We start from the raw sequence: 20,615 nt of genomic DNA on the forward strand, positions 1-20,615 counted from the left end.
CGCTCAGTTGTGTAGGTTCCCGGTCAAGGTGGCGGAGAACTCGGGGATTCCACGCTAATTGGCAGCAGTTTCGTCAGCAGGATTCCGCGCGAAATGGCAGATCCCTACATAAGAGTAGGAAGTCCACTAGACTTGACGTCCGCCGCCGCCGTCCGATCGCCCGCGCGATCATCCTCCCGTGCTGGGGATGAACGCGCGGTTCATGACTGGTATCCGAGCACCGTGGTCATGCCGGTCTCGGCGTGGTAGATGTTGTGGCAGTGCGCGACCCACTGGCCGGGGTTGTCGGCGTCGAAGTCGACTGTCAGGGTCTGGCCCGGGAGGATGATGGAGGTGTCCTTCCGGGGGCCGCCGTTCGCGTGCTGGTAGGTGTGGCCGTGCAGGTGGAACGGATGCCACATCTTGGTGTCGTTCCGGATCCGTAGCTGAACCCGTTCCCCCTTGCTGATGGCGTGCACGTCCCGCAAAGGGTCGGTCATGTCGAATTGGCGCCCGTCGATTCCCCAGTCGTAGGCCGCCATCCCGCCCGTCAGTGTGAGGTCGATCAGCCGGTCTGGGGTGGTCCGGCTCAGGGCAACCTCGGCGGCGGCGGTCAGATTCTGCGCTGTCCCCACCTGACGGCTATCCAGTTCCGAAACCTCGACGTCGCTCATCGGCGCGGTGCCGCTACCAGTGCGGACCAACGCGAACGCGCGGTCTCGTTTTCCTTCAGCTTCTGCCACGACCGGGAAGACCCCGTCGCCGAGTGTTACCTGCACGTCGTAACGTTCGCCCATCCCGAGCAGGATGCTGTCGACCTCCACCGGCTCGACAGGGAATCCATCAGTGTGCGTAATCGTCAGCGCGTGACCACCCATCGCGAACCGGAACGCGGTGTCGCTGCCCGCATTGATGAGGCGGATGCGTACCACGTTGCCGGGGGTGCCAGTGAACTGGGCAGGGTCGGCGGGGGGTTTCCCGTTGATCAGATAGTGGGGGTAGTAGACGTCGCCAGCGTCACCGCCGAGCAAGTCGGAAGTGGCGCCCATGAGCATGTTTCCCATCCGCATGAACATGTCGCCCATCCCGCCCATGTTTCCCATCCCCGCCGAGAGGTCGGTGAGGACCTGGTCGGGGGTAGCGGTGACCCCGTCGAGCCAGTCGTCGAGGATCAGCACCCATTCGTCGTCCCACGTCACCTTCTCGTCCGGGTCGTCGATGATGAGCGCACCGTAGAGGCCGTGGTCCAGTTGCGGGCCGACGTGGGGGTGGAACCAGTAGGTGCCCGGATGCGGGGTGACGAACTCGTATGCGAACTGTCCGCCCGGGGCGATGGGGGCTTGGGTTACCGGAGGGACCCCATCCATGTCGTTGCGGAGGGCGAGTCCGTGCCAGTGCACGGAGGTGTCCGCGTCGAGCTGGTTGCGGACGGTCGCTTTCAGCGTGTCGCCTGCGGTGAGCCGGATTACCGGGGCGGGGATACCTCCGAACGCCCAGGTGCCGGCGGCGGTACCGGCCAGGTCGAGCGTGGTGGGGGCGGCGGTGAGGTCGACGGTGGTGACTCGGCCGGTGCCGCCGCGGTTCTTCTCCGTGCCGGACACCGCTGCGCCGCTGGGTGTCACCCATTGCGGCGCGGGGGTGCAGGAGGCGAGCACGGCTGCCGCGACGGCGCCCAGTCCGAGTCCGAGCACACCTCGTCGGGTCAGCAGCATCGGGGAGGACGGTGTGGGAGAGAGCGGACGGTCAGGCATGTTCGGGCTCCTTCTGCATGGTCGTCGCAGCGGGCGCCTGGGCGGGCAGGCGGAGCCGCTTGAGGAGGAGGGCGTTGACGGCGACGATCACGGAGGAACCGGACATCGACAGGGCGGCGATCTCCGGGGACAGCATGATCCCGAACGCCGGATAGAACACGCCAGCGGCGATGGGGAGGGCGGCGGCGTTGTATCCGATGGCCCAGCCCAGGTTCTGCCGCATCTTTCGCAGTGTGCCCTTGCCGATCTTGAGTGCGATCGCAACATCGAGCGGGTCCGAGCGCATCAGGACCACGTCGGCGGTCTCGATGGCGACGTCGGTGCCGGCGCCGATCGCGATGCCGAGGTCGGCCTGGGCGAGGGCGGGGGCGTCGTTGACGCCGTCGCCGACCATCGCGACCTTCTTGCCCGTCTTCTGCAGCTCGGCGACCTTCGCGGACTTGTCCTCGGGGAGCACATCCGCGATCACGGTGTCGATGCCGAGGAGAGCGGCGATCCGGTCGGCGGTGGGCTTGTTGTCCCCGGTGAGCATTGCGACCTCGACGCCCTGCTCGTGGAGAGCGTCGATCGCGGTCTTTGCGGTGTCCCGGGGTGCGTCGGCGAGACCGATGATCCCGGCGACTTGCCCGTCCACGGCGAACAGGATCGCGGTGCGGCCGGACCCAGCCAGGTCCTGCTGAGCGGCCTGCACCCCGCTGATGTCGATCCCCTCCCCGGTGAGAAGGCGCGGGTTGCCGAGGACGACCTGTCGACCGTCGACGGTGGCGATCGCGCCCTGCCCGGTGACGTTTCGGAACGCGGTCGCGGTGCGACGGGGGATGTCGCGGGCGTCGGCGTAATTCACGATCGCTTTCGCCAGAGGATGCTCGGATTCCCGCTCCAACGCGACCGCGAGGGAGAGAGTCTCGAGCTCGTCGCCGCCGACGGGGATGTAGTCGGTGACCTCCGGCTCCCCCTTGGTGAGGGTGCCGGTCTTGTCGAACACGACCGTGTCGATGTGGGCGGCGGTTTCGATCCCGGAGGCGTTCTTGAACAACACGCCCCGTTTCGCGCCGAGCCCGGTGCCGACCATGATCGCCGTCGGGGTGGCGAGGCCGAGCGCGTCGGGGCAGGTGATGACGACGACGGTGATAGCGAACAGGATCGCCATCGGGATTGCAGCGCCGGCGAGCAGCCACACCAGGAAGGTGAGGGTGCCGCCGATCAGGGCGACCAGGACGAGCCAGAACGCTGCCCGGTCGGCGAGGCGCTGCCCGGGGGCTTTGGAGTTCTGCGCCTCCTGCACGAGCTTCACGATCTGCGCCAACGCCGTGTCCGAGCCGACTTTGGTGGCTGTGACGCGGAGGGTGCCGACGGTGTTCACGGTCGCTCCGATCACCTCCGACCCGGGCGCTTTGTCCACCGGCATGGACTCGCCGGTGACCATCGACTCGTCCACCTCGGACTCTCCGGATTCCACGACACCGTCGGTGGGGATCTTGGCCCCCGGCCGCACCAGCATCAGATCCCCCGGGACGACCTCGCTGGTGGGGATCTCGACCTCCTGCCCGTCACGGATCACGACCGCCTGCGAGGGTGCGAGCTCCAGGAGGGTGCGGATGGCGTCGTTCGCGCCGCCGCGGGCGCGCATCTCCACCCAATGCCCCAGCAGCACGAAGGTGGCAAGCACCGTGGCGGCTTCGTAGAACACTTCACCGCCGCCGGTGAGGGTGACCGCGAGGGAGTACAGCCAGCCGGCGCCGACACCGACTGCGACGAGCACCATCATGTCGAGGGTCTTCGCGCGCAGCGCCCGGTAGGCGCCGTCGAAGAAGATCCACGCCGAGTAGAAGATCACCGGCAGCGACAGGATCAGCATGAACACGTCATCGCGCAGCCCGAACGGTGCCGGCACCTCGAATCCGATCACCTCCCGCCCGATCGGAGACCACAGGGTGATCGGGATCGACAGGATCAGCGCGACCAGGAACCGGTTGCGCATGTCGCGGATCATCGCGTCCATCGACATCCCGCCGTGATGCCCACCGTGGCCCATCATCTCCTGCGCACTGTGACCCGACGCTGCACCATGATCGTGCCCACCCGCGGCCGCGGTGTGACCGGCGTGCTCGACGTGGTGACCGGCATGCTCACCGTCATCCGCCGTCGCCGACGGGGCGTGCGTGTGGTCGTGGCCAGCGGCGTGATCGTGGACGGGGTCGTCGTGATAGCCCGCAGGACCCTTATTGCCCGCGTGGCTGGCGTGACCCGTGGCATCCGTGTGGCCCTCGTGCGCGTCGTGACTCGCGTGCGGTTCTTGTGCGCCCTCAGCTGCGGGGCCGTGGTGGGCGCTGTGGTCGTGCGCACCCTCGTCGTGCGGGTCGTGCGCGGGGTCGCAGATATGGTCGGGGACGGACTGGCCGGCGCAGTGATACCCGCAGTCGATGACCCACTGCTGCAGGTGCGCGACCGAGGTGGTCTCGGGGTCGTAGGTGACGGTCGCGGTCTGCGAGACCGGGTTCGCGTCCACGGCGATCACCCCGGGTTGGCGGCTCAGGTGGGCTTCGGTGACGTTCTTGGAGGTCGCGCGGATCATGCCGCTGACCTGCAGGGTCACGGTTCTGGTGTCGCTCATTTCGGTTCCTTCCCGAGGGTGGGGTCGGTGGTGTCGGGGTGGGGCCATTGCCAGTCGGCGACGGCGGGGATGTCGGTGCCGTGCTCGCGGGTGTGGGCGCGGGCGTGCAGGCGGGCGTCCTGCAGCTCCTGCCGCAGGCCGGCGTGGCGGGCGGCGAGGCCCGGGACGTGGTCGAGGACGTCGATCGCGAGCCGGTACCGGTCGAGGTCGTTGAGCATGACCATGTCGAACGGGGTCGTGGTGGTGCCGCGCTCCTGGAAGCCGTGCACGTGCAGGTTCTGGTGCCCGGCGCGCTTGTAGGTGAGTCGGTGGATCAGCCACGGGTAGCCGTGGTAGGCGAAGATCACCGGCTTGTCGGGAGTGAAGATCGCATCGAACTCCCGGTCCGGGAGACCGTGCGGGTGCTGGTCCTCGGATTGCAGCCGGGTCAGGTCGACCACGTTCACCACCCGCACTCTCAGGTCGGGGATGTGCTCGCGCAGCAGCGCCGCCGCGGCGAGGGTCTCGAGGGTGGGGACGTCGCCGGCGGCGGCGAGCACCACATCCGGCTCGGTGCCTTCGGTTTCGGTGCCCGCCCACGGCAGGATCCCGAGCCCGCGGGTGCAGTGCTCGATCGCCTCGTCCATCGTCAGCCACTGCGGGGCGGGCTGCTTCCCGGCGACGACGACGTTGATGTACCCGGCCGAGCGCAGGCAGTGGTCGTAGGTGGACAGCAGCGTGTTCGCGTCGAACGGCAGGTAGACGCGGACGATGTCGGGGCTCTTGTTCAGGGCGAGGTCGATGAACCCGGGGTCCTGGTGAGAGAACCCGTTGTGGTCCTGCCGCCAGACGTGGCTGGAGAGCAGGTAGTTGAAGCTCGGGATCGGGTCCCGCCACGACACCTCCCGGGCCGCTTCGAGCCATTTGGCGTGCTGGTTGAACATCGAGTCGACGATGTGGGTGAACGCCTCGTAGCAGTTGAACAGCCCATGCCGGCCGGTAAGGACGTAGCCCTCGAGCCAGCCCTGGCACTGGTGCTCGCTGAGCACCTCCATCACCCGCCCAGTCGGGGCCAGGTGCTCGTCGACGGGCTCCACGGCCGCGTTCCACTGCTTGCCGGTGGCCTGGTAGACGGGTGGGGCGAGCCGGTTGGAGGCGGTCTCGTCCGGGCCGAAGATGCGGAAGTTGTCCGGGTTGTCCCGGATCACCCCCGCCAGCCACTCGCCCAGCACGCGGGTCGCTTCCCCGGTTCCCGCACCCCGCTCGGCCGGGTCGACCGGCTGCGCGTGCTTGTGGAAGTCCGGGAGCCGCAGCGGGACGGTGAGTTGTCCGCCGTTGCCGGCCGGGTTCGCGCTCATCCGCCGATCCCCCTCCGGCGCGATCGCGACCGTGGCCGGGCGGGGGGCGCCGATCACGTCGAACAGCCCGTGCGGGCGGTAGGACGCCAGCCAGTCCTCGAGGATCCGCAGGTGCTCGGGATTGTCGCGGACCTCGGCGAGCGGCACCTGGTGGGCCCGCCAGGTGCCCTCCACCGGCAGACCGTCGATGATCTTCGGGCAGGTCCACCCCTTCGGGCTGCGCAGCACGATCGCCGGCCACGCCGGCCGCCCCTCCAGCGTCCCGGCCGCCGCGGCGGCCTTGATGTCCGCGATCTCATCCAGCACCGCATCCAGGACCGCCGCGAACGTCGCGTGGGACTCCTGCGGGGTCTCGCCATCGAAGCCGACCGTGACGACGTGGGGGTGATGGCCGTAGCCGCGCAGCAGCGCGACCAGCTCTTCCTCGGGGATGCGGGACAGCACGGTCGGGTTGGCGATCTTGTACCCGTTCAGATGCAGGATCGGCAGCACCACCCCATCCGCGGCGGGGTTGAGGAACTTGTTACCGTGCCACGCGGTCGCCAACGGCCCGGTCTCTGCCTCCCCGTCACCGATCACGCAGGCGACCAGCAGGTCGGGGTTGTCGAACGCGGCCCCGTAGGCGTGCACCAGGGAGTAGCCCAGCTCGCCGCCCTCGTTGATCGACCCCGGCGTCTCGGGTGACGCGTGCGAGGGGATCCCGCCGGGGAAGGAGAACTGCCGGAACAACGCCCGCAGCCCCTCTTCGGTGCGGTCGATGCCCGGGTAGCGTTCGGTGTAGGTGCCGTCCAGGTAGGCGTTGGCGACCATGCCGGGTCCGCCGTGCCCGGGCCCGGTCACGTACAGGGTGTTCAGGTCGCGGTCGCGGATGGCACGGTTCAGGTGGGCGTAGAGGAAGTTCAGGCCCGGGGTGGTGCCCCAATGGCCCAGCAGCCGCGGCTTGATATCGTCCCGGCTGAGGCGGTGGCGCAGCAGCGGGTTACCCTGCAGGTAGATCTGGCCGATGCTCAGATAGTTCGCCGCCCGCCACCACGCATCCACCGCCGCCAACTGCTCGACGGTGGCATCAGTGGTGCGGTGCGCCCACGCGGAGGGTGCCGGTGTGGGGGTCATGGTCGGTCTCCTTCCGATCCGCGACCGCTCGGGTCGCGCCAGGTGCGAATGACGGTGGTCATGGTGTTGCCGCCGGGATGAGAACGGTGGCGGTGGTGTCGCGGATCCAGACCACGCCGCGGTCATCGACCAGGACGACCGCACCGTCCCCGGTGACCCCGAGGGCTTGGACGGTTCCCGTGGTGGTGCCGACGTTCTCCCAGCCGGTGCCGACTAGGCGTCGCAACGTCCCGTCGGTGTCCACTCCGACCACCCCACCGGTTGGGTCGGTCTCCACCAGGTACAGCACTGGCGCGTCCGGCGCCGGGGTGAAGGTGGCGCCACCGTCGGTGCTGTGCTGCAGCCCGTCCTGGGTGGCGGCGTACAGGGTGCCGTCGGTCGCGGCGGCCAGGTCGACGGCGGGCAGCTCGGCACCGTCCGCCCAACTCTGCCCGCCGTCGCTGCTGGTGCGCAGCAGCGGGCGGGAGGATCCGATCCCGTACAGGGTGCCGTCGCCGGTGACGGTGAGGACGTGGAAGTCCTCTTCCCCGGTGAACGCGACCGGTTCCCACGAGGCGCCGGCGTCGAGGCTGCGGATGATGCCGAGGTTGGGGGCGCCGAGCTCCGCCGGGGTGGACGGGCCGGGGTGCCCGGACGCGTAGAGGGTGTCACCGGTAGCGGTCAGTCCCATCGCGTCCAGGTCGATGCCACCGACCGGGCCGGTGACGGTGCCGTCCTCGCCCAGCGTGTACAGGCCGGTGTGGGTGCCCAGCAGCACGGTGCTGTCACCGGCGTCGACGATGCCGTGCACATGCCCGAACCCGGCCGCGGTGCCCGCGGGGGCATCGGGCTCCGCAGGGGTGGTGCTGCAGCCCGTGAGCAGCAGCGCGACGGTGACGGTGGCCGTGATCGCCAGTCTGCGGGTGGTGGGAGAGATCATGAACGGAGAGCCTTTCCGTGCGGGTACGCCGGATACCGGTGACCGCACAGGGGTCGAGGGTGGGGCCTCGGACGGGACCGGCATCGGAGCGCGGGTCCCGTCCGAGGGGTACCGGTTCAGAGGCTGGCGAGGATGTCCTGCATCGTGGTGATCTCGGCGGTCTGCCCGTCGATGATCTGCTGCGCGAGGGCGGCCACGTCCGTGTTCTGCCCGTCGGTGAGCACCGACTGCGCCATCGTCACGGCGCCCTGATGGTGAGCGATCATGCCGTTCAGGAACAGGCGGGTCGCCTCGACCCCGGTCGCGGCATCCAAAGCGGCCATGTCGTCCTCCGACATCATCCCGCCGCCCATGTCCATGCCGTCCATCCCGGACATGGAGTCGTCGTACGGGACGCCCCACTCCTCCAGCCAGCCCTTCATAGTCTGGATCTCCGGGTCCTGTGCGGCCTTGATCTGCTCGGCGAGGGAGACGACTCGCTCGTCGATGCCGTCTTTCGCGAGGATTTGATCGGCCATCTCGATGGCCTGCTGGTGGTGCGGGATCATCATGGTCACGAACATCTCGTCCGCGGCGTTGAACGCGGCGGCGGACTGGGAGGGGGCGGTGCTGGTCATCCCCCCGGGTCCGTGGTCCATGCCGGGCATGGTGCCGTCGGTGGGGGCGCAGCCGGCGAGCACGAGCACGGTGGCCAGGGCGCCGGCGGTCAGCGTGAGAGTACGAAAACGCATCAGGGGTGTCCTTGTCTATTCAGTCGGTGAGGGTCTGATTCAGTGCCCGGGAGGGCAGGGTGCAGCATCCCCGGCAAGGGTCGCCGGGGTTCAGGCGGAATCAGGTGCGACTGATGGACAGGACAAGCAGTGAAGGCGGGCGGGGATGCGGCAATCCGACCAGCAGAGTCCGGGTATGGGAGCGCGAGCGGGCTACGGCGTATGTGAGAAGGGCACGGGACGTCGGGGCGAGCAGGACGATCACCGCGGCCAGCAGCGCCAGCACGCACACCATCATCAGCATCGAGTGATCCGGCATCCCCGCAGGGCTGCCGCACCCGTCCTGGCAATGCCCTCCAGCGCCCTCCGCCGCAGCTGCGGTCATCGGCGTATCGTCGGCGGCGGCTGGTGCGGAGCCGACCTGGCTGTGCGTGCTCATCGCGCTGGTCTCTGATGCCAGGGCGGGCTGGTGGGAACCGGTCAGGACGTGCATGGACAGCAGCCCGGTGATGATCGCCAGGGCGATCGGAGCGGCCAGCAGGAGCCGTCGCACCCCGGGGGTCAGACGCGCGTGCGAGCGAATCACGTTCACGACCGACCTCCTTCCCGTCCAGGGTAGCGGTGCCTTGCCTCCGCGACACGGTCAGAACACCACGCACGGGAGCGGGTGCCCCCCTACCACTCAGCATATACCCATTCGGGGTATCCAGGATGGGTATCGCTTCGGGGATGGCTACCCGCCCGGGGTATGCTGGGCGTGATCGAGGAAGGGGCGTCGACGGTGAACCAGGTGGTGGCGCGACGGCGGGCACTCGGGTCCCGGCGTGCCCTGTGGTTCTACCTGGCCGCGGTGACCGCGATCATCGCGGGGCTGCTTGCGATGCATTCGCTGAGTCTGGAAGAGGACCAGGCGGGCACTGTCGTGTCCGCCTCCGCAGTCGTTGCGGCCCCCGATGCCGCCGCTGATGTCCTGGTCAGCGGGGTGGTGACGCCCTCGTGCGATGAGACGGTCTGCGGGACGTCTCATGCTTTCGCTGCCGTGACGTGTCTGCTCGCGTTGCTGACCCTGCTCATCCTGGTGCTCCCGGCCCGGGACGGGTGGATGTCGCTGCTGGCGTGGCTGCGATCCCTCCCCGGCAGGTCGAGCTCGTTCACGTCCGGGTCGCCTCTTCTGCGGCCCTCCCTGATCGTGCTGTCGATCAGCCGCACCTGATCAGCACCCCGCCCGCGCCCGCCGCCTGAGCCGCCGCCGGCGCGTGATGTCGCCGACGGTCCACGATGTGCGGCCCGCAGGCGAGCGCGACCCGTCTGCGGCAGCGCCATGGGTGATCCGATCCCGGATTCTCGCCGTGCACTCCGGGCCGCGGCTCCCGGTTGGACCGTGTGACGGCGACCGTGCGCACCTTCATCGTCCCCCTCATCCAGGAAAGTCTTGTATGCCCGAACCCGCCCCCTCCACCCCGACTCCCGGTACCGGAACGCGCCGTGCGGCGAGAGCCGCCCTGTCTTCCCCACCCGTCCAGACGCGACGCGATCGACGCCGTCGGCCCACCCGTGCCGCCCGGACACCTCGACACGCGCCGCGCCGCACGCTCACCCGATCCCGGATGCTCGCCGGCGCGGTGATGCTCCCGGTCGCGTCGATCGCCGGACTGCCGTTGCTGATCCCGTTGACGCCGGAGCCGGTGTTCGCCGTCGAGGCGACCCGCACCCCGGTGCGCGCCCAGACGTTCACCACCCCCGACACCGTCACCGGGACGGTGATGGTGCGCGGGGACTACACGGTGGCGGTGACCGCCCCCGTCGGGACCGAGTCGTACGCGCACACCGCGGACACGTTCACCAATGACCCGGCGTCGGCGGTGCAGTGGCCGTTCACGGTGGGGGTGCCGATCAGCAGCACGTTCGGCTATCGCACCCCGCCATGCCCGTCCTGCTCAAATTTCCATGCCGGACTGGACATGACCCCCGGGATCGGCACCCCGATCCAGGCGATCGCCGACGGGGTGGTCACCACCGCGACGGAGCAGGGCGGCGCGTACGGGGTGTACGTGGTGATCCGGCACGAGATCGACGGGCAGGTCGTGGAAAGCGCGTACGCGCACATGCGGGAAGGGTCCCTCGCCCTGACCCCGGGACAGACCGTGCGGGTGGGGCAGATGGTCGGCCGGGTCGGGGACAGTGGACGCAGCTTCGGCGCACACCTGCACTTCGAGATCCGCACCGGAGGCGAAGCGGTGGACCCGCTGGCGTGGCTTCCGGCGAGGGTGAGGTCCTGATGGACGCACTCCTCATTGTGGCTCCGGCGCTGATCCCGAGCCCGGGGATCAGCTTCGTGCAGGTCGGGCCGTTCCAGATCCGGTTCTACGCGCTGGCGATCCTGGCCGGGATCGTGCTGGCGGTGCTGATCACCGGCCGTCGACTGCGGGCAGTCGGGCACCCGGCCGGGGTCGTGGTGGATGTGGCGATGTGGGCGGTGCCGTTCGGGATCCTCGGCGCCCGCATCTACCATGTGCTCACCCATCCCGGCGACTACTTCTTCCCTGGCGCGGACCTGTGGCGGGTGCTCTACATCTGGGAGGGCGGGATCGCGATCTTCGGTGCGATCCTGGGCGGGCTGGTCGGGATCGTGATTGCCACCCGTCGCGCCGGGATCCCGGTGCTGCTGTTCCTGGACGCGCTCGCCCCGGGGATGCTGGTCGCCCAGGCGGTGGGGCGGTTGGGGAACTACTTCAACCAGGAACTGTTCGGCCCACCCACCAGCTTGCCGTGGGGGTTGCAGATCGACCCCTCAGCTCCCGCGATCCCGCCGGGGACCCCGGCGGGGACCCTGTTTCATCCGCTGTTCCTGTACGAGCTGCTGTGGAACCTGGCCGGTGCCGCCGTGATCGTGCTGCTCGAGCAGCACCGCCGCCGGCACGGCCGGATTACGTTGGGCGCCGGACGGAGTCTGGGCGTGTACCTGCTGTGGTACGGGGCAGGGCGGGCGGCGCTGGAGTCCATCCGGCTGGATCCCACCGAGCTGCTCGCCGGCGGGCTGAAAGCGAACGTGCTCACCGCCCTGGTGGCCGCCGCACTGGGGGTCGGGCTGCTCGCCCACGCCTCCTGGCGCGCCCGCCGCCGCACACCCGTCCGGGAGAGGGAGGATGCGCGTGTCGATCCGCAGTGAGCAGGCCCCGCAGCTGCCCGCCGATCACGTCGACCGCCCGGTGGACGAGCCCACGAATCCGCGCCTGAGCGTGTCGGGGTGGGCGCGGTGGGCGTGGCGGCAGCTGACCAGCATGCGCACCGCCCTGGTGTTGTTGCTGCTGCTCGCGGTGGCCGCGATCCCCGGGTCGTTGGTCCCACAACGCTCCTCCGACCCGAACGGGGTGATCCAGTTCGACAAGACCAACCCGGGCTGGATGTGGGCGGTGGACCTGCTGCAGCTGCACGACGTGTTCGGGTCGGTGTGGTTCTCCGCAATCTACCTGCTGCTGTTCGCGTCGCTGATCGGCTGCGTCATCCCCCGCATCCGCCACCACCTGACCGCGCTGCTCGCCCCGCCCCCGGCCACCCCCCGCAACCTGTCCCGCCTGCCCGCCCACACCCGCCGCCTCCTCCCCGACACGCCCCCCGGTGCGGTCCTGGACGCGGCCGAGAAGGCGCTGCGTCGGCAGCGGTACCGCACCCGCCGGGTCCGCGGCGACGACGGACGGGACTCGGTCGCAGCCGAACGCGGCTACCTGCGGGAGACCGGGAACCTGCTGTTCCACGTGGCGCTGCTGGCGGTGCTGGTCGTGGTCGGCGTCGGCGGCGGGTTCCGGTTCACCGGGCAGCGGGTGCTGGTGGAGGGGCAGACGTTCGCGTCCACCCGGATCGCGTACGACTCGTTCACCGCCGGCCGGTTCATCACCGACACGCAGATCCCGACGTTCTCCCTCACCCTGGACCGGTTCCGCGTCGACTACGTCCTGGACAACGTCAACGCGCTCGGCATGCCGAAGAGCTTCGACGCGCAGGTCACCACCACCACAGGCGGCACCCGGCAGGCCTCCAGCATCCGGGTCAACGAGCCGCTGCCGGTGGCCGGCACCGACATCTACCTGCTCGGCAACGGGTACGCCCCCAGCCTCACCGTCCGAAACCCGGCCGGGAAGATCGTGTTCCGTGACACGGTCCCGTTCCTGCCGCAGGACGCGAATCTGACCAGCCTGGGGATCGTGAAGGTTCCCGACGGGCTGGCCGAGCAGGTCGGCCTGGTCGGGATGCTGTACCCCACCCGCGCGACCACCGCCTCTGGGGCGTTCGCGTCCAGCTACCCGGACCTGCTGGACCCGGTCGTCACCTTCAACGTGTACGTCGGCGACCTGGGCCTGAACACCGGGGTCCCGGTGTCGGTGTACGCACTGGATACCAGCACCCTCACCCAGATCGCCGGGCGCGGCACCCCCACCCCCGCCCTGCAGCTGGTCCCCGGCACCCCGGTTCCGCTGCCGGACGGGCTGGGCACGATCGAGCTCGGCCCGATCCCCCGGTTCGCGTCGCTGGAGATCGCCGCCGACCCCACCCAGACCCCCACCCTGATCGCCGCGGTCGCCGCGATGGCCGGGCTGGCCCTGTCCCTGTTCGTGCCCCGCCGCCGCCTCTGGGTCCGCACAACCACCGGCCGCCGCGGCGGCACGGTGCTGGAGGTCGCCGGGCTCGCCCGCGGCGACGACCCCCGCCTGCAACCCACCGTCGACACCCTCGCCACCCGCCTCACCCCGACCCCCACACCCCCTCGAGGAGGCTCTGATGACCCCGTTCCTTGACGCCCTGTCCCTGCTGCTGGTGTACTCCGCGATCGCGATCTACGCCGCCGCGTTCGTCGCCTACACCCTTCACCTCGCCCGCCGCGCCAGCACCCCTGCCGTCCCGGTCACCGCCCGGGTGCCGGTCACCGCCGGCGCCACCCGCACCACCGACCCGAACCTGGCAGGCACACCCCCCACCCCCGCCCCCGACACCACACCCGCCGCCGCTGTCCCGGGTGGCGGACGGGGTGCGGGGAAGGCGGCGCGGGTCGGGTTCGCGTTGACCGTGCTGGGCTGGGTGTTCCATCTTGCCGGGGTGGTGCTGCGCGGGGTCGCCGCGGACCGGGTGCCGTGGGCGAACATGTTCGAGTTCTCCCTCACCGGCACCGCGCTGATCATCGCCACTTTCCTGGCCGTGTCGCTGCGGGTGCGGTTGGCGTACCTGGGCAGCGCCGTGCTCGGGCTGACCGTGCTGCTGCTCGGCGTCGCGACGGTCAGCTTCTACGTCCCCGTCGTCCCCCTGATGCCCGCCCTGCAATCCGGGTGGCTGGTCATCCACGTGCTGGTCGCGCTGCTGGCGACCGCGTTCTTCGGGCTCGCGTTCCTCGTCTCCCTCACCTACCTGCTCACCACCCGCCGCCGGGGTCGCCCCTCCCGGCTCACCCGGCTGCGTGACAGTCTGCCCGGGCCGGAGGATCTGGACCGGCTCGCATACCGGCTGACGATCGTCGGGTTCATCCTGTGGACCTTCACCCTGATCGCCGGGGCGATCTGGGCCGGCCGCGCCTGGGGCAGGTTCTGGGGGTGGGACGTGAAAGAGGTGTGGACGTTCATCATCTGGGTGCTTTACGCCGGATACCTGCACGCCACCGCCACCCGCGGCTGGGCCGGCACCCGCGCCGCCTGGCTGTGCATCGTCGGCTTCGCCGCCGTGCTGTTCAACTTCGGCGTCGTCAACGTCTTCTTCACCGGCCTGCACTCCTACTCCGGACTGTGACCCGCCCCCTGCGAAAGGACCCCGCTCATGACCCGCACCACCCCCCGACCCGCCCCGGCTGAGGACCCGCAACGCGCCTGGCGGCGACACCGACTGCTCGTCCGGGTCGGCCAGGCCCTGATGGCCGCCGGCGCGATCGTCGCGATCATCCACTGGCTCGCGCACCTGGAAGTGTTCGGCCCCGGCCAGCCCCCCGGCTGGCTCGACCTGGTCGCCGGGTACCCGACCGGGGCGCTGCTACTGATCACCGGCGCGATCCTCGCCGGCCGCCGCCGCCCCACCAGCAAGAGCACGAACACCTGACCGACCGGAGTGATCCCGCATGCGCACCCCCACCACCCTGACACGCCCACCCCGCCGCGCCGTCACCGCCGCCGCGGTCGCCGTGTTCGGCGCGCTCGTCCTGCTCCTGGCCGGGTGCACCGCCCAGACGCCCGGCCTGTTGTCCTCCTCCCCGTCCCCGGGGTATCTGTCCGCGGACGAGACCGTGCGGGAGATCCCCGCCGACCAGCGCGACGACCCGGTCACCTTCACCGGCACCACCGGCACCGGGGAGCAGGCGGATTCCACCGCGTGGGCAGGCTCGGTCGTCGTGGTGAACTTCTGGTACGCCGCCTGCCCGCCCTGCCGTGCCGAAGCGCCCGACCTGGAAGCCCTCGCCCAGACCTACCAGCCCGACGGTGTCGTGTTCATCGGCGTCAACGTGCGCGACAGCGCCGACACCGCCGCCGCGTTCGAGAACCAGTTCGGCATCACCTACCCGTCGATCCTGGACGCCACCACCGGCACCGTGCAAGCAGCGTTCGCCGGGAAAGCCGCCCCCGGCGCCGTGCCCACCACCATCGTCCTGGACCGCACCGGCCGGATGGCCGCCCGGATCATCGGGCAACTCCCCACCCGCACCACCCTCGCCGCTCTCATCGACACCATCCTCGCCGAGACGAGCCCCTGATGGGGGAGATCATCACCGCCGGCAGCATCTGGGCCGCCCTCCCCCTCGCCCTCCTCGCCGGGCTGGTGTCCTTCGCCTCCCCCTGCGTGCTCCCCCTCGTGCCCGGCTACCTCGGCTACCTCACCGGCACCACCACCGCGGGGGTCTCCCGGTGGCGGGCGCTGGCCGGGACCGGACTGTTCACCCTCGGCTTCTCCGTCCTGTTCATCGGCTACGGGGCCGCGTTCGGCGCCCTCGGGGCCTGGCTCATCCGCTGGCAAGATCTCCTCACCCGCATCCTCGGGATCGTGGTCCTGCTGATGGGGCTCGTGTTCCTCGGCGTGTTCCGGCTCTTCCAACGCACCGCGAAACCCGCCATCCACCCACCCAGCGGGCTGGCCGGAGCTCCCCTGCTCGGCATCGCGTTCGGGCTCGGCTGGACCCCGTGCCTGGGCCCCACCCTCGCCGCGATCTCCGCCCTCAGCCTCACCACCGGCAACCCCGCCCGCGGCGCCCTCCTCGCCGTCACCTACTGCCTCGGTCTGGGGCTGCCCTTCATCGCCGCTGCGGCCGGCCTGAACTGGGCTACCGGAAGCATCGCGTTCCTGCGCCGCCACATCCGCACCATCAACATCACCGGCGGGGTCCTCATGATCGCCACCGGCATCGCGATGATCAGCGGAGCCTGGTCACTCCTCATCTCCAGCATCCAGAACCTCATCGGAGCCACCGTGCTCCCCCTCTAGCACGACCGACCGCCAGGACGGGCACCCCGGGCGGGCACCCCGGGCGGGCACGCCGCCCGGCAACGCCGACCGCAGTGACCGGCGCCCTCCGCATCAGAGAAAGGACAGACCATGCGACCCCACGGCACCCGTGACCGCGCCTCCATCCCGTCCGAGCCGGACCCGGCCCGCGGTTCCCCGGCGCTGGGGGCCGGGGGCGTCTGGGTCGCTGCCGCCGCCGCGGCCGCCGGGGTCGGGTCGGCGTACTGGGACGACTCCTGGCACACCACCCTCGGCCGGGACAGCACCTTCATCCCCCCGCACCTGCTGCTGTATGCGTCGATCCTCACCGTCGGGGTCGTGATCGCCGGGTGGGGGTGGCGGCGGCTGGCCGCCACCCGCTCCGTGGCCGCCGTGTTCCGCACTCCCGGGTTCGCCCTCGCGGTCGCCGCGGCGGTCGCGACCGCGGCGGCCGCGCCCGCCGACGCGTTCTGGCACACCGCGTTCGGGCGTGACGCGGTGCTCTGGTCGCCCCCGCACCTGCTATCGGTGATCGGCACCCTGTGCGTGCTGATCGGCCTGCTCACCGGCACCGACCGGCTCGTGCCCGCTCCGCCGCGGATCGCCCTGGCCGCAGGCGTGCTGGGGGCGGCACTGATCATCGTGATGGAATACGACACCGACGTGCCCCAGTTCACCGAGACCCTGTACCTGCCGCTGCTGCTGGCGACCACGCTCGGCGCGGCATGGGTGATCACCGCCCTGGTCCCCGGCCGCACCCGCATCGTCCTCGTCGTCGCCGGGTACCTGGTGTTCCGGGTGGTGCTGTGGGTGCTGCTCACCAGCGCGGGGTGGCTCGCCCCCGACCTGCCGGTCGCCGTGGCCGGGCTCTTCCTGCTGGCCCTGCCCGTCCCCCGGTGGCGGTGGCCGGTGGCCGCCCTCGCCGTGACCACCCTGCAACTGCTGGCCTCCGGGACCGGGATCAGCAGCGTCCCACCCACACCCGTCGCCTGGTCCGCCGTCGGCACCACCACGGTGATCATCGTCAGCATGATCGCCCTCACCGTGCGGCCGGGGACTCGCCTCCGATCCGGGGCCGCGGCCGCGGCCCTCACCCTTCTGCTGGTCGCCCTCGCCCCGCCGCCACCCGCGCAGGCGCACGACCCCGGCCAGGGCACCGCCTACGGCACCGCACAGATGACCGTCACCGGCGACGGCACCGGGCAGCTGACCGTCACCATCACCGGCATCCGCCTCAACGACGACACCGACCTCACCCCGACCCGGCTGGTCGCCCGCCGCGCCGGAGAGGACCTCACCGCGCCGCTGCGCGCGCAACCCGGCACCCCGCCTCCCGGCACCTTCACCGGGGAACTGGCGCTGCCGTCACCGGGGCTGTGGTTCGTGTACGCCCAGTTCGCCACCGGCGAACGCACCCTCGAAGTGTGGGTGCCCGTCGATCAGCAGCTCACCGGCCCGCCGAGCCAGCAGCGCAACCTCTACCAGCCCGTCACCGCCGCCGCCCCGCCACCGGGGCAGATCCTCCTCGGTGCCGTGCTCCTCGCCGTCTCGGCGGCGCTCACGGTCGCCGCGGCCGTCACCGTCGCCCGCCGCCGACGCGTCCTCCCTCCCGCGACCACCTGACCACGGCGAGGTCACCGCGCCCCGTTGCGGGCGGGCGGGCGATCTCGGCCCCCGGCAACCGAAACGGTCGGGCACGATCAGCTGGGCACCCCTGGCATCGGCATGCTGTGCTGCCGGAGGGCGCGGACGTGACTCGACGCGGCAACGGCGACCACAACGGCGGCGGTTCTTCGGTTCGTGGGGTTATTCGGTGACGTTGATGATCATGGTCAGGCCGCCGGCGCCGTCGGTTTCCACGTTGTTGTTGGTGGTGTGGTGGTTGATGTGGCAGTGGATGAGCCACTGGCCGGGCTCGAGCGCGTTCCAGAGCACGTCGTAGCGTTGTCCCGGCCCGACGTTGATCGTGTCGGCCTGGAACTGCTGCGCCGTGGTGAGGGCCGCCCCGTCGCGGGCGACGACGGTGAACGGGCCGCCGTGGATGTGCATCGGGTGAATGTCGATGGTGTTCGAGCCGATGAACCGCACCCGGAGGGTCTCGCCCACCTTCATGTCGATGGTCTCGGTGGCCGGGTATGCCTTCCCGTTGATGGTGAAGTAGTTCGGCATGCCCCCTTCCATCGGCATCGCCGGATAGGTCAGTCCCTCCCGGGACAGCCACTCCTGCAGCTGGATCGTGTACTCGTGATCGGCGGGCGGCTGCAGGCCGGGGTCGGCGGGGTCGATGATCAGCGCCCCGTACAGGCCGAGGGCCTGCTGCCGGTCGGCGTGATCGTGGGAGTGGTAGAAGAACGTGCCCCACTGCTTCACCGTGTACTCGTACCGGTAGGTGTCGCCGGGTTGGATGGGATCCTGGGTGATCCCGGCGGGCCCGTCCATCTCGTTGGGCACGTCCAGGCCGTGCCAGTGCACGGTTGTGGACTCGTCGAGCTCGTTGGTGACGTCGATGCGGATCCGGTCGCCCTGGGTGACCTGCAGCCGAGGCCCCGGGATCTGCCCGTTGTATGCGTACGCGTCGACGGTGACGCCGGGGAGGATCTCCCAGCGGATCTGGGACACGGTCAGTTCGAACACCTTCACCCCGTCCTCGATGCGGGCAGGTTCCCACCGTCGGCACCAGCCAGATCATCCGCCCCGACGGCAGCACCCTCACCGGTCTGCCCGCCGGACAGGCCGGGGCGCTGATCGCCGACACCGACCTGCGCACCGGCATCACCCCCGCCGTCCTCATCGGGCAAGGCGTCTCCGCTGTCACCTTGTGGGGTGGGCTGGGTGGTCTCGCCCTCACCGGCGCGATCGCCTGGCGGCGGCGCACCCCTGCTGTGGCCTGACTAGGCATGCCCGCCAGACAACCCGGGGTTATCCTGCGGGTGGGAGGACGAGGCGGCGGATCTCCGCAGCGATCAGATCTGGTTCTGTGGCGGGGATGTAGTGGCCGGAGCGGGCAGCGACCACGTGCCGGCCCTGCCGGGACTGTGCGGCCCGATACCGCCCGGCGGCGGTCGCGGCATCCCGGACCCGTCGCGGCATCCCGTCCGCGAGACTGCCGGAGATGACGGTGACCGGGACATCGGGCAGCGCCGGCGGGTCGCCCTGCCAGGCGTGCAGCTCGGTGAGGAAGGTGCGCGCTTGCCGACCCTGGGTGACCACCACCGCGGGCCGGAACGCCTCCCGGTGAAGATCGGCCCGCACATCCTCGGGCATCCCCTCCCCGAGGAACCGGAAGAACCGCTCCAGCATCCCCACCCGGGCCAGCACCCACTCCACGGCGATCACGATCTTCTCCCCGACCCGGAACCGCATACCGAACAGGAGGTCCGCTGCCTCATCGGTCGGATCCACCAGCACCAGCCCGGCCACCCGGTCCGGGCGGCGGGACGCGGCCAGCCGCACCATCGGGCCGCCCGCGGAATGCCCCACCTGCACGAACCCGCTGCTCGGCTCGAGGCCGTCCAGCAGATCGTTCAGGTCGTCGGCCATCCGGTCCAGGGTGCGCCCTGTGCACTATCCGGGACGGACCGACCCAGCCCCGCCCGGTCATACACCACGGCCCGCGTGAACGCGGCGACCCGGGTCTGCACCGACGCCCAGGTGGAGCGGGTCGCCGCCGATCCCGCCTCGAACACCACCGTCGGCACCCGGGGCCCCGGCGGGGCCCGGCAGCACCATCGCATAGGGTGCGCGCCCGCCACGGGTGCGCACCCACACCGGCTCCCCCTGCGTGTGCACACGCTCCCCCGCCATGACCCGCCCTACCGGTCCGTGCCCTGGCGGGAGGCGCCGGTCGCGGCGCGGTGGGCCTTCTCCCGCAGGGCCAGCAGGGCGAGGGTGTCGTCCTTGATCTGGGTGCGGCCGAGGATGCCCCAGTGCGCGCTCAGGTGGTCTTCGAGGTAGCGCAGCACCCGGGCGAACGGGACGGTGTGCCACGGCGCCCCCGCCCCGGGCGGGGAGGTGGGGTTGCCGAACACGACCGTGCGGATCGTGCGCCCTTCCGGCGCCACCGTCCGTCCCGTTCCCAGCAGTTCGGCGACCAGCCGGGCGGCATCGGTCGGGGCGCAGCACCCGAACCGGGTGAACGCGGCTTCCAGCACGGCCGGGTCCCGCATCGCCGGGTTGGGGTGCGGGCGGCCTTCCTTGACCTCGCCGACGATCATGTCCGCTCCGCCCCCGGCACCCAGGGCCGGGTCCAGCGGTGCGTCGACGGTCCCGGACGCTCCCGGTGCGCGGTGCAGCCGTACGGCGAGGATGTCCAGGTCGGTGATGGTGCGGGGACCGCCGGGACCGGTGGCGTCCAGCACGGGGTATTCGGCGACGGTGAAGTAGCCGTTGACCCGCAGGTACGCCTGCACCAGCGCGACCGCCGTGTCCACCCTCTATCTCCGACCGGGTTATCTGGCCGGTCAGGCGGCGTGCGCGTAGCGGGCCGGGTCGGCGTCGAACAGCGGCCCGCACTCGGCGCAGCAGAACCAGTACCGGCTGCCCTGGTAGTCGCGGAACAGGCCGCGCTGCTCGGCCCAGGCCGGGTCGACCTGGTTGCCGGGCATCACCGGACAGGTCACCAGGTTCGTCGCCCCCGCCGGCGGCTCGTGATGGTGATGCTCGTGCGCACCATGCTCGTGTCCTCCATGGTCGTGCCCGTGCGTGTGGTCGTGCCCGGAGTGGTCGTGGTCGTGGGACATGGTG

At 70.7% G+C, this 20,615-nt stretch carries 20 protein-coding genes; 9 read left to right on the top strand and 11 right to left on the bottom strand.

Annotation, left to right across the window (positions count from 1 at the left end; all coding sequences use genetic code 11):
* Positions 1-200 precede the first annotated feature (200 nt).
* The 6 genes from MicroSTF_RS11435 to MicroSTF_RS11460 form a co-directional block, all read right to left on the bottom strand.
* Positions 201-1,691, bottom strand: coding sequence for a multicopper oxidase family protein (locus MicroSTF_RS11435; RefSeq protein WP_322955677.1), 1,491 nt, complete (start codon positions 1,689-1,691; stop codon positions 201-203).
* 31 nt (positions 1,692-1,722) lie between these two features.
* Positions 1,723-4,344 carry a heavy metal translocating P-type ATPase gene (locus MicroSTF_RS11440; protein ID WP_322955679.1) on the bottom strand — a complete coding sequence of 874 codons (2,622 nt, stop codon included), beginning with the start codon at positions 4,342-4,344 and terminating at the stop codon, positions 1,723-1,725.
* The gene (locus MicroSTF_RS11445; protein ID WP_322955681.1) at positions 4,341-6,794 is read right to left on the bottom strand and encodes a phosphoketolase family protein; all 2,454 of its coding nucleotides are present in this window, start codon (positions 6,792-6,794) and stop codon (positions 4,341-4,343) included. Before MicroSTF_RS11445 ends, MicroSTF_RS11440 begins: the two co-directional genes overlap by 4 nt.
* A gap of 58 nt (positions 6,795-6,852) precedes the next feature.
* Positions 6,853-7,713, bottom strand: a complete 861-nt coding sequence (locus MicroSTF_RS11450; protein ID WP_322955683.1) for a F510_1955 family glycosylhydrolase — start codon at positions 7,711-7,713, stop codon at positions 6,853-6,855.
* A gap of 116 nt (positions 7,714-7,829) precedes the next feature.
* The gene (locus MicroSTF_RS11455) at positions 7,830-8,444 is read right to left on the bottom strand and encodes a DUF305 domain-containing protein (RefSeq protein WP_322955685.1); all 615 of its coding nucleotides are present in this window, start codon (positions 8,442-8,444) and stop codon (positions 7,830-7,832) included.
* Between the two features lie 100 nt (positions 8,445-8,544).
* Positions 8,545-9,015: a DUF6153 family protein gene (locus MicroSTF_RS11460; protein ID WP_036286051.1), complete on the bottom strand. Its 471-nt coding sequence runs from the start codon at positions 9,013-9,015 to the stop codon at positions 8,545-8,547.
* 165 nt (positions 9,016-9,180) lie between these two features.
* Here MicroSTF_RS11460 and MicroSTF_RS11465 point away from each other — a divergent pair, with 165 nt between their 5' ends.
* The 9 genes from MicroSTF_RS11465 to MicroSTF_RS11505 all read left to right on the top strand — a co-directional run bounded on the left by MicroSTF_RS11465 (position 9,181) and on the right by MicroSTF_RS11505 (position 17,495).
* Positions 9,181-9,636, top strand: coding sequence for a DUF6153 family protein (locus MicroSTF_RS11465; protein WP_056207388.1), 456 nt, complete (start codon positions 9,181-9,183; stop codon positions 9,634-9,636).
* 223 nt (positions 9,637-9,859) lie between these two features.
* Positions 9,860-10,702, top strand: coding sequence for a M23 family metallopeptidase (locus tag MicroSTF_RS11470; protein ID WP_322955698.1), 843 nt, complete (start codon positions 9,860-9,862; stop codon positions 10,700-10,702).
* Complete coding sequence (lgt, locus tag MicroSTF_RS11475) at positions 10,702-11,592, top strand: prolipoprotein diacylglyceryl transferase (RefSeq protein ID WP_322955700.1); 891 nt, start codon at positions 10,702-10,704, stop codon at positions 11,590-11,592. The genes MicroSTF_RS11470 and lgt overlap by 1 nt, the downstream gene beginning before the upstream one ends.
* Entirely contained in the window at positions 11,570-13,216 is a 1,647-nt protein-coding gene (resB, locus tag MicroSTF_RS11480) for a cytochrome c biogenesis protein ResB (RefSeq protein WP_322955701.1), read from the top strand. The genes lgt and resB overlap by 23 nt, the downstream gene beginning before the upstream one ends.
* Positions 13,200-14,195, top strand: a complete 996-nt coding sequence (gene ccsB / locus MicroSTF_RS11485; protein ID WP_215487173.1) for a c-type cytochrome biogenesis protein CcsB — start codon at positions 13,200-13,202, stop codon at positions 14,193-14,195. Before resB ends, ccsB begins: the two co-directional genes overlap by 17 nt.
* Positions 14,196-14,222: 27 nt before the next feature.
* Positions 14,223-14,498, top strand: coding sequence for a hypothetical protein (locus tag MicroSTF_RS11490; RefSeq protein WP_215487172.1), 276 nt, complete (start codon positions 14,223-14,225; stop codon positions 14,496-14,498).
* A gap of 19 nt (positions 14,499-14,517) precedes the next feature.
* On the top strand, positions 14,518-15,147 hold the full coding sequence (locus tag MicroSTF_RS11495) for a TlpA disulfide reductase family protein (RefSeq protein ID WP_322955706.1): 630 nt from the start codon (positions 14,518-14,520) through the stop codon (positions 15,145-15,147).
* Positions 15,147-15,872: a cytochrome c biogenesis CcdA family protein gene (locus MicroSTF_RS11500; protein ID WP_322955709.1), complete on the top strand. Its 726-nt coding sequence runs from the start codon at positions 15,147-15,149 to the stop codon at positions 15,870-15,872. Before MicroSTF_RS11495 ends, MicroSTF_RS11500 begins: the two co-directional genes overlap by 1 nt.
* A 111-nt stretch (positions 15,873-15,983) precedes the next feature.
* Positions 15,984-17,495 (top strand): hypothetical protein, encoded by a 1,512-nt coding sequence (locus MicroSTF_RS11505; protein WP_322955710.1) that lies wholly within the window; start codon positions 15,984-15,986, stop codon positions 17,493-17,495.
* A 183-nt stretch (positions 17,496-17,678) separates the two neighbouring features.
* Here MicroSTF_RS11505 and MicroSTF_RS11510 read toward each other — a convergent pair whose 3' ends face one another.
* The 5 genes from MicroSTF_RS11510 to MicroSTF_RS11530 all read right to left on the bottom strand — a co-directional run bounded on the left by MicroSTF_RS11510 (position 17,679) and on the right by MicroSTF_RS11530 (position 20,611).
* On the bottom strand, positions 17,679-18,506 hold the full coding sequence (locus tag MicroSTF_RS11510) for a copper oxidase (protein WP_322955712.1): 828 nt from the start codon (positions 18,504-18,506) through the stop codon (positions 17,679-17,681).
* Positions 18,507-18,508: 2 nt separating this feature from the next.
* The gene (locus MicroSTF_RS11515; RefSeq protein WP_322955714.1) at positions 18,509-18,670 is read right to left on the bottom strand and encodes a hypothetical protein; all 162 of its coding nucleotides are present in this window, start codon (positions 18,668-18,670) and stop codon (positions 18,509-18,511) included.
* A gap of 121 nt (positions 18,671-18,791) precedes the next feature.
* The gene (locus MicroSTF_RS11520) at positions 18,792-19,412 is read right to left on the bottom strand and encodes an alpha/beta fold hydrolase (RefSeq protein WP_197464332.1); all 621 of its coding nucleotides are present in this window, start codon (positions 19,410-19,412) and stop codon (positions 18,792-18,794) included.
* 272 nt (positions 19,413-19,684) lie between these two features.
* Positions 19,685-20,302: a hypothetical protein gene (locus tag MicroSTF_RS11525; RefSeq protein WP_067165095.1), complete on the bottom strand. Its 618-nt coding sequence runs from the start codon at positions 20,300-20,302 to the stop codon at positions 19,685-19,687.
* 30 nt (positions 20,303-20,332) lie between these two features.
* The gene (locus MicroSTF_RS11530) at positions 20,333-20,611 is read right to left on the bottom strand and encodes a YHS domain-containing protein (RefSeq protein ID WP_005049577.1); all 279 of its coding nucleotides are present in this window, start codon (positions 20,609-20,611) and stop codon (positions 20,333-20,335) included.
* Positions 20,612-20,615 lie beyond the last annotated feature (4 nt).

The sequence above is a fragment of the Microbacterium sp. STF-2 genome, assembly GCF_034650155.1.
Taxonomy (GTDB): domain Bacteria; phylum Actinomycetota; class Actinomycetes; order Actinomycetales; family Microbacteriaceae; genus Microbacterium; species Microbacterium maritypicum_A.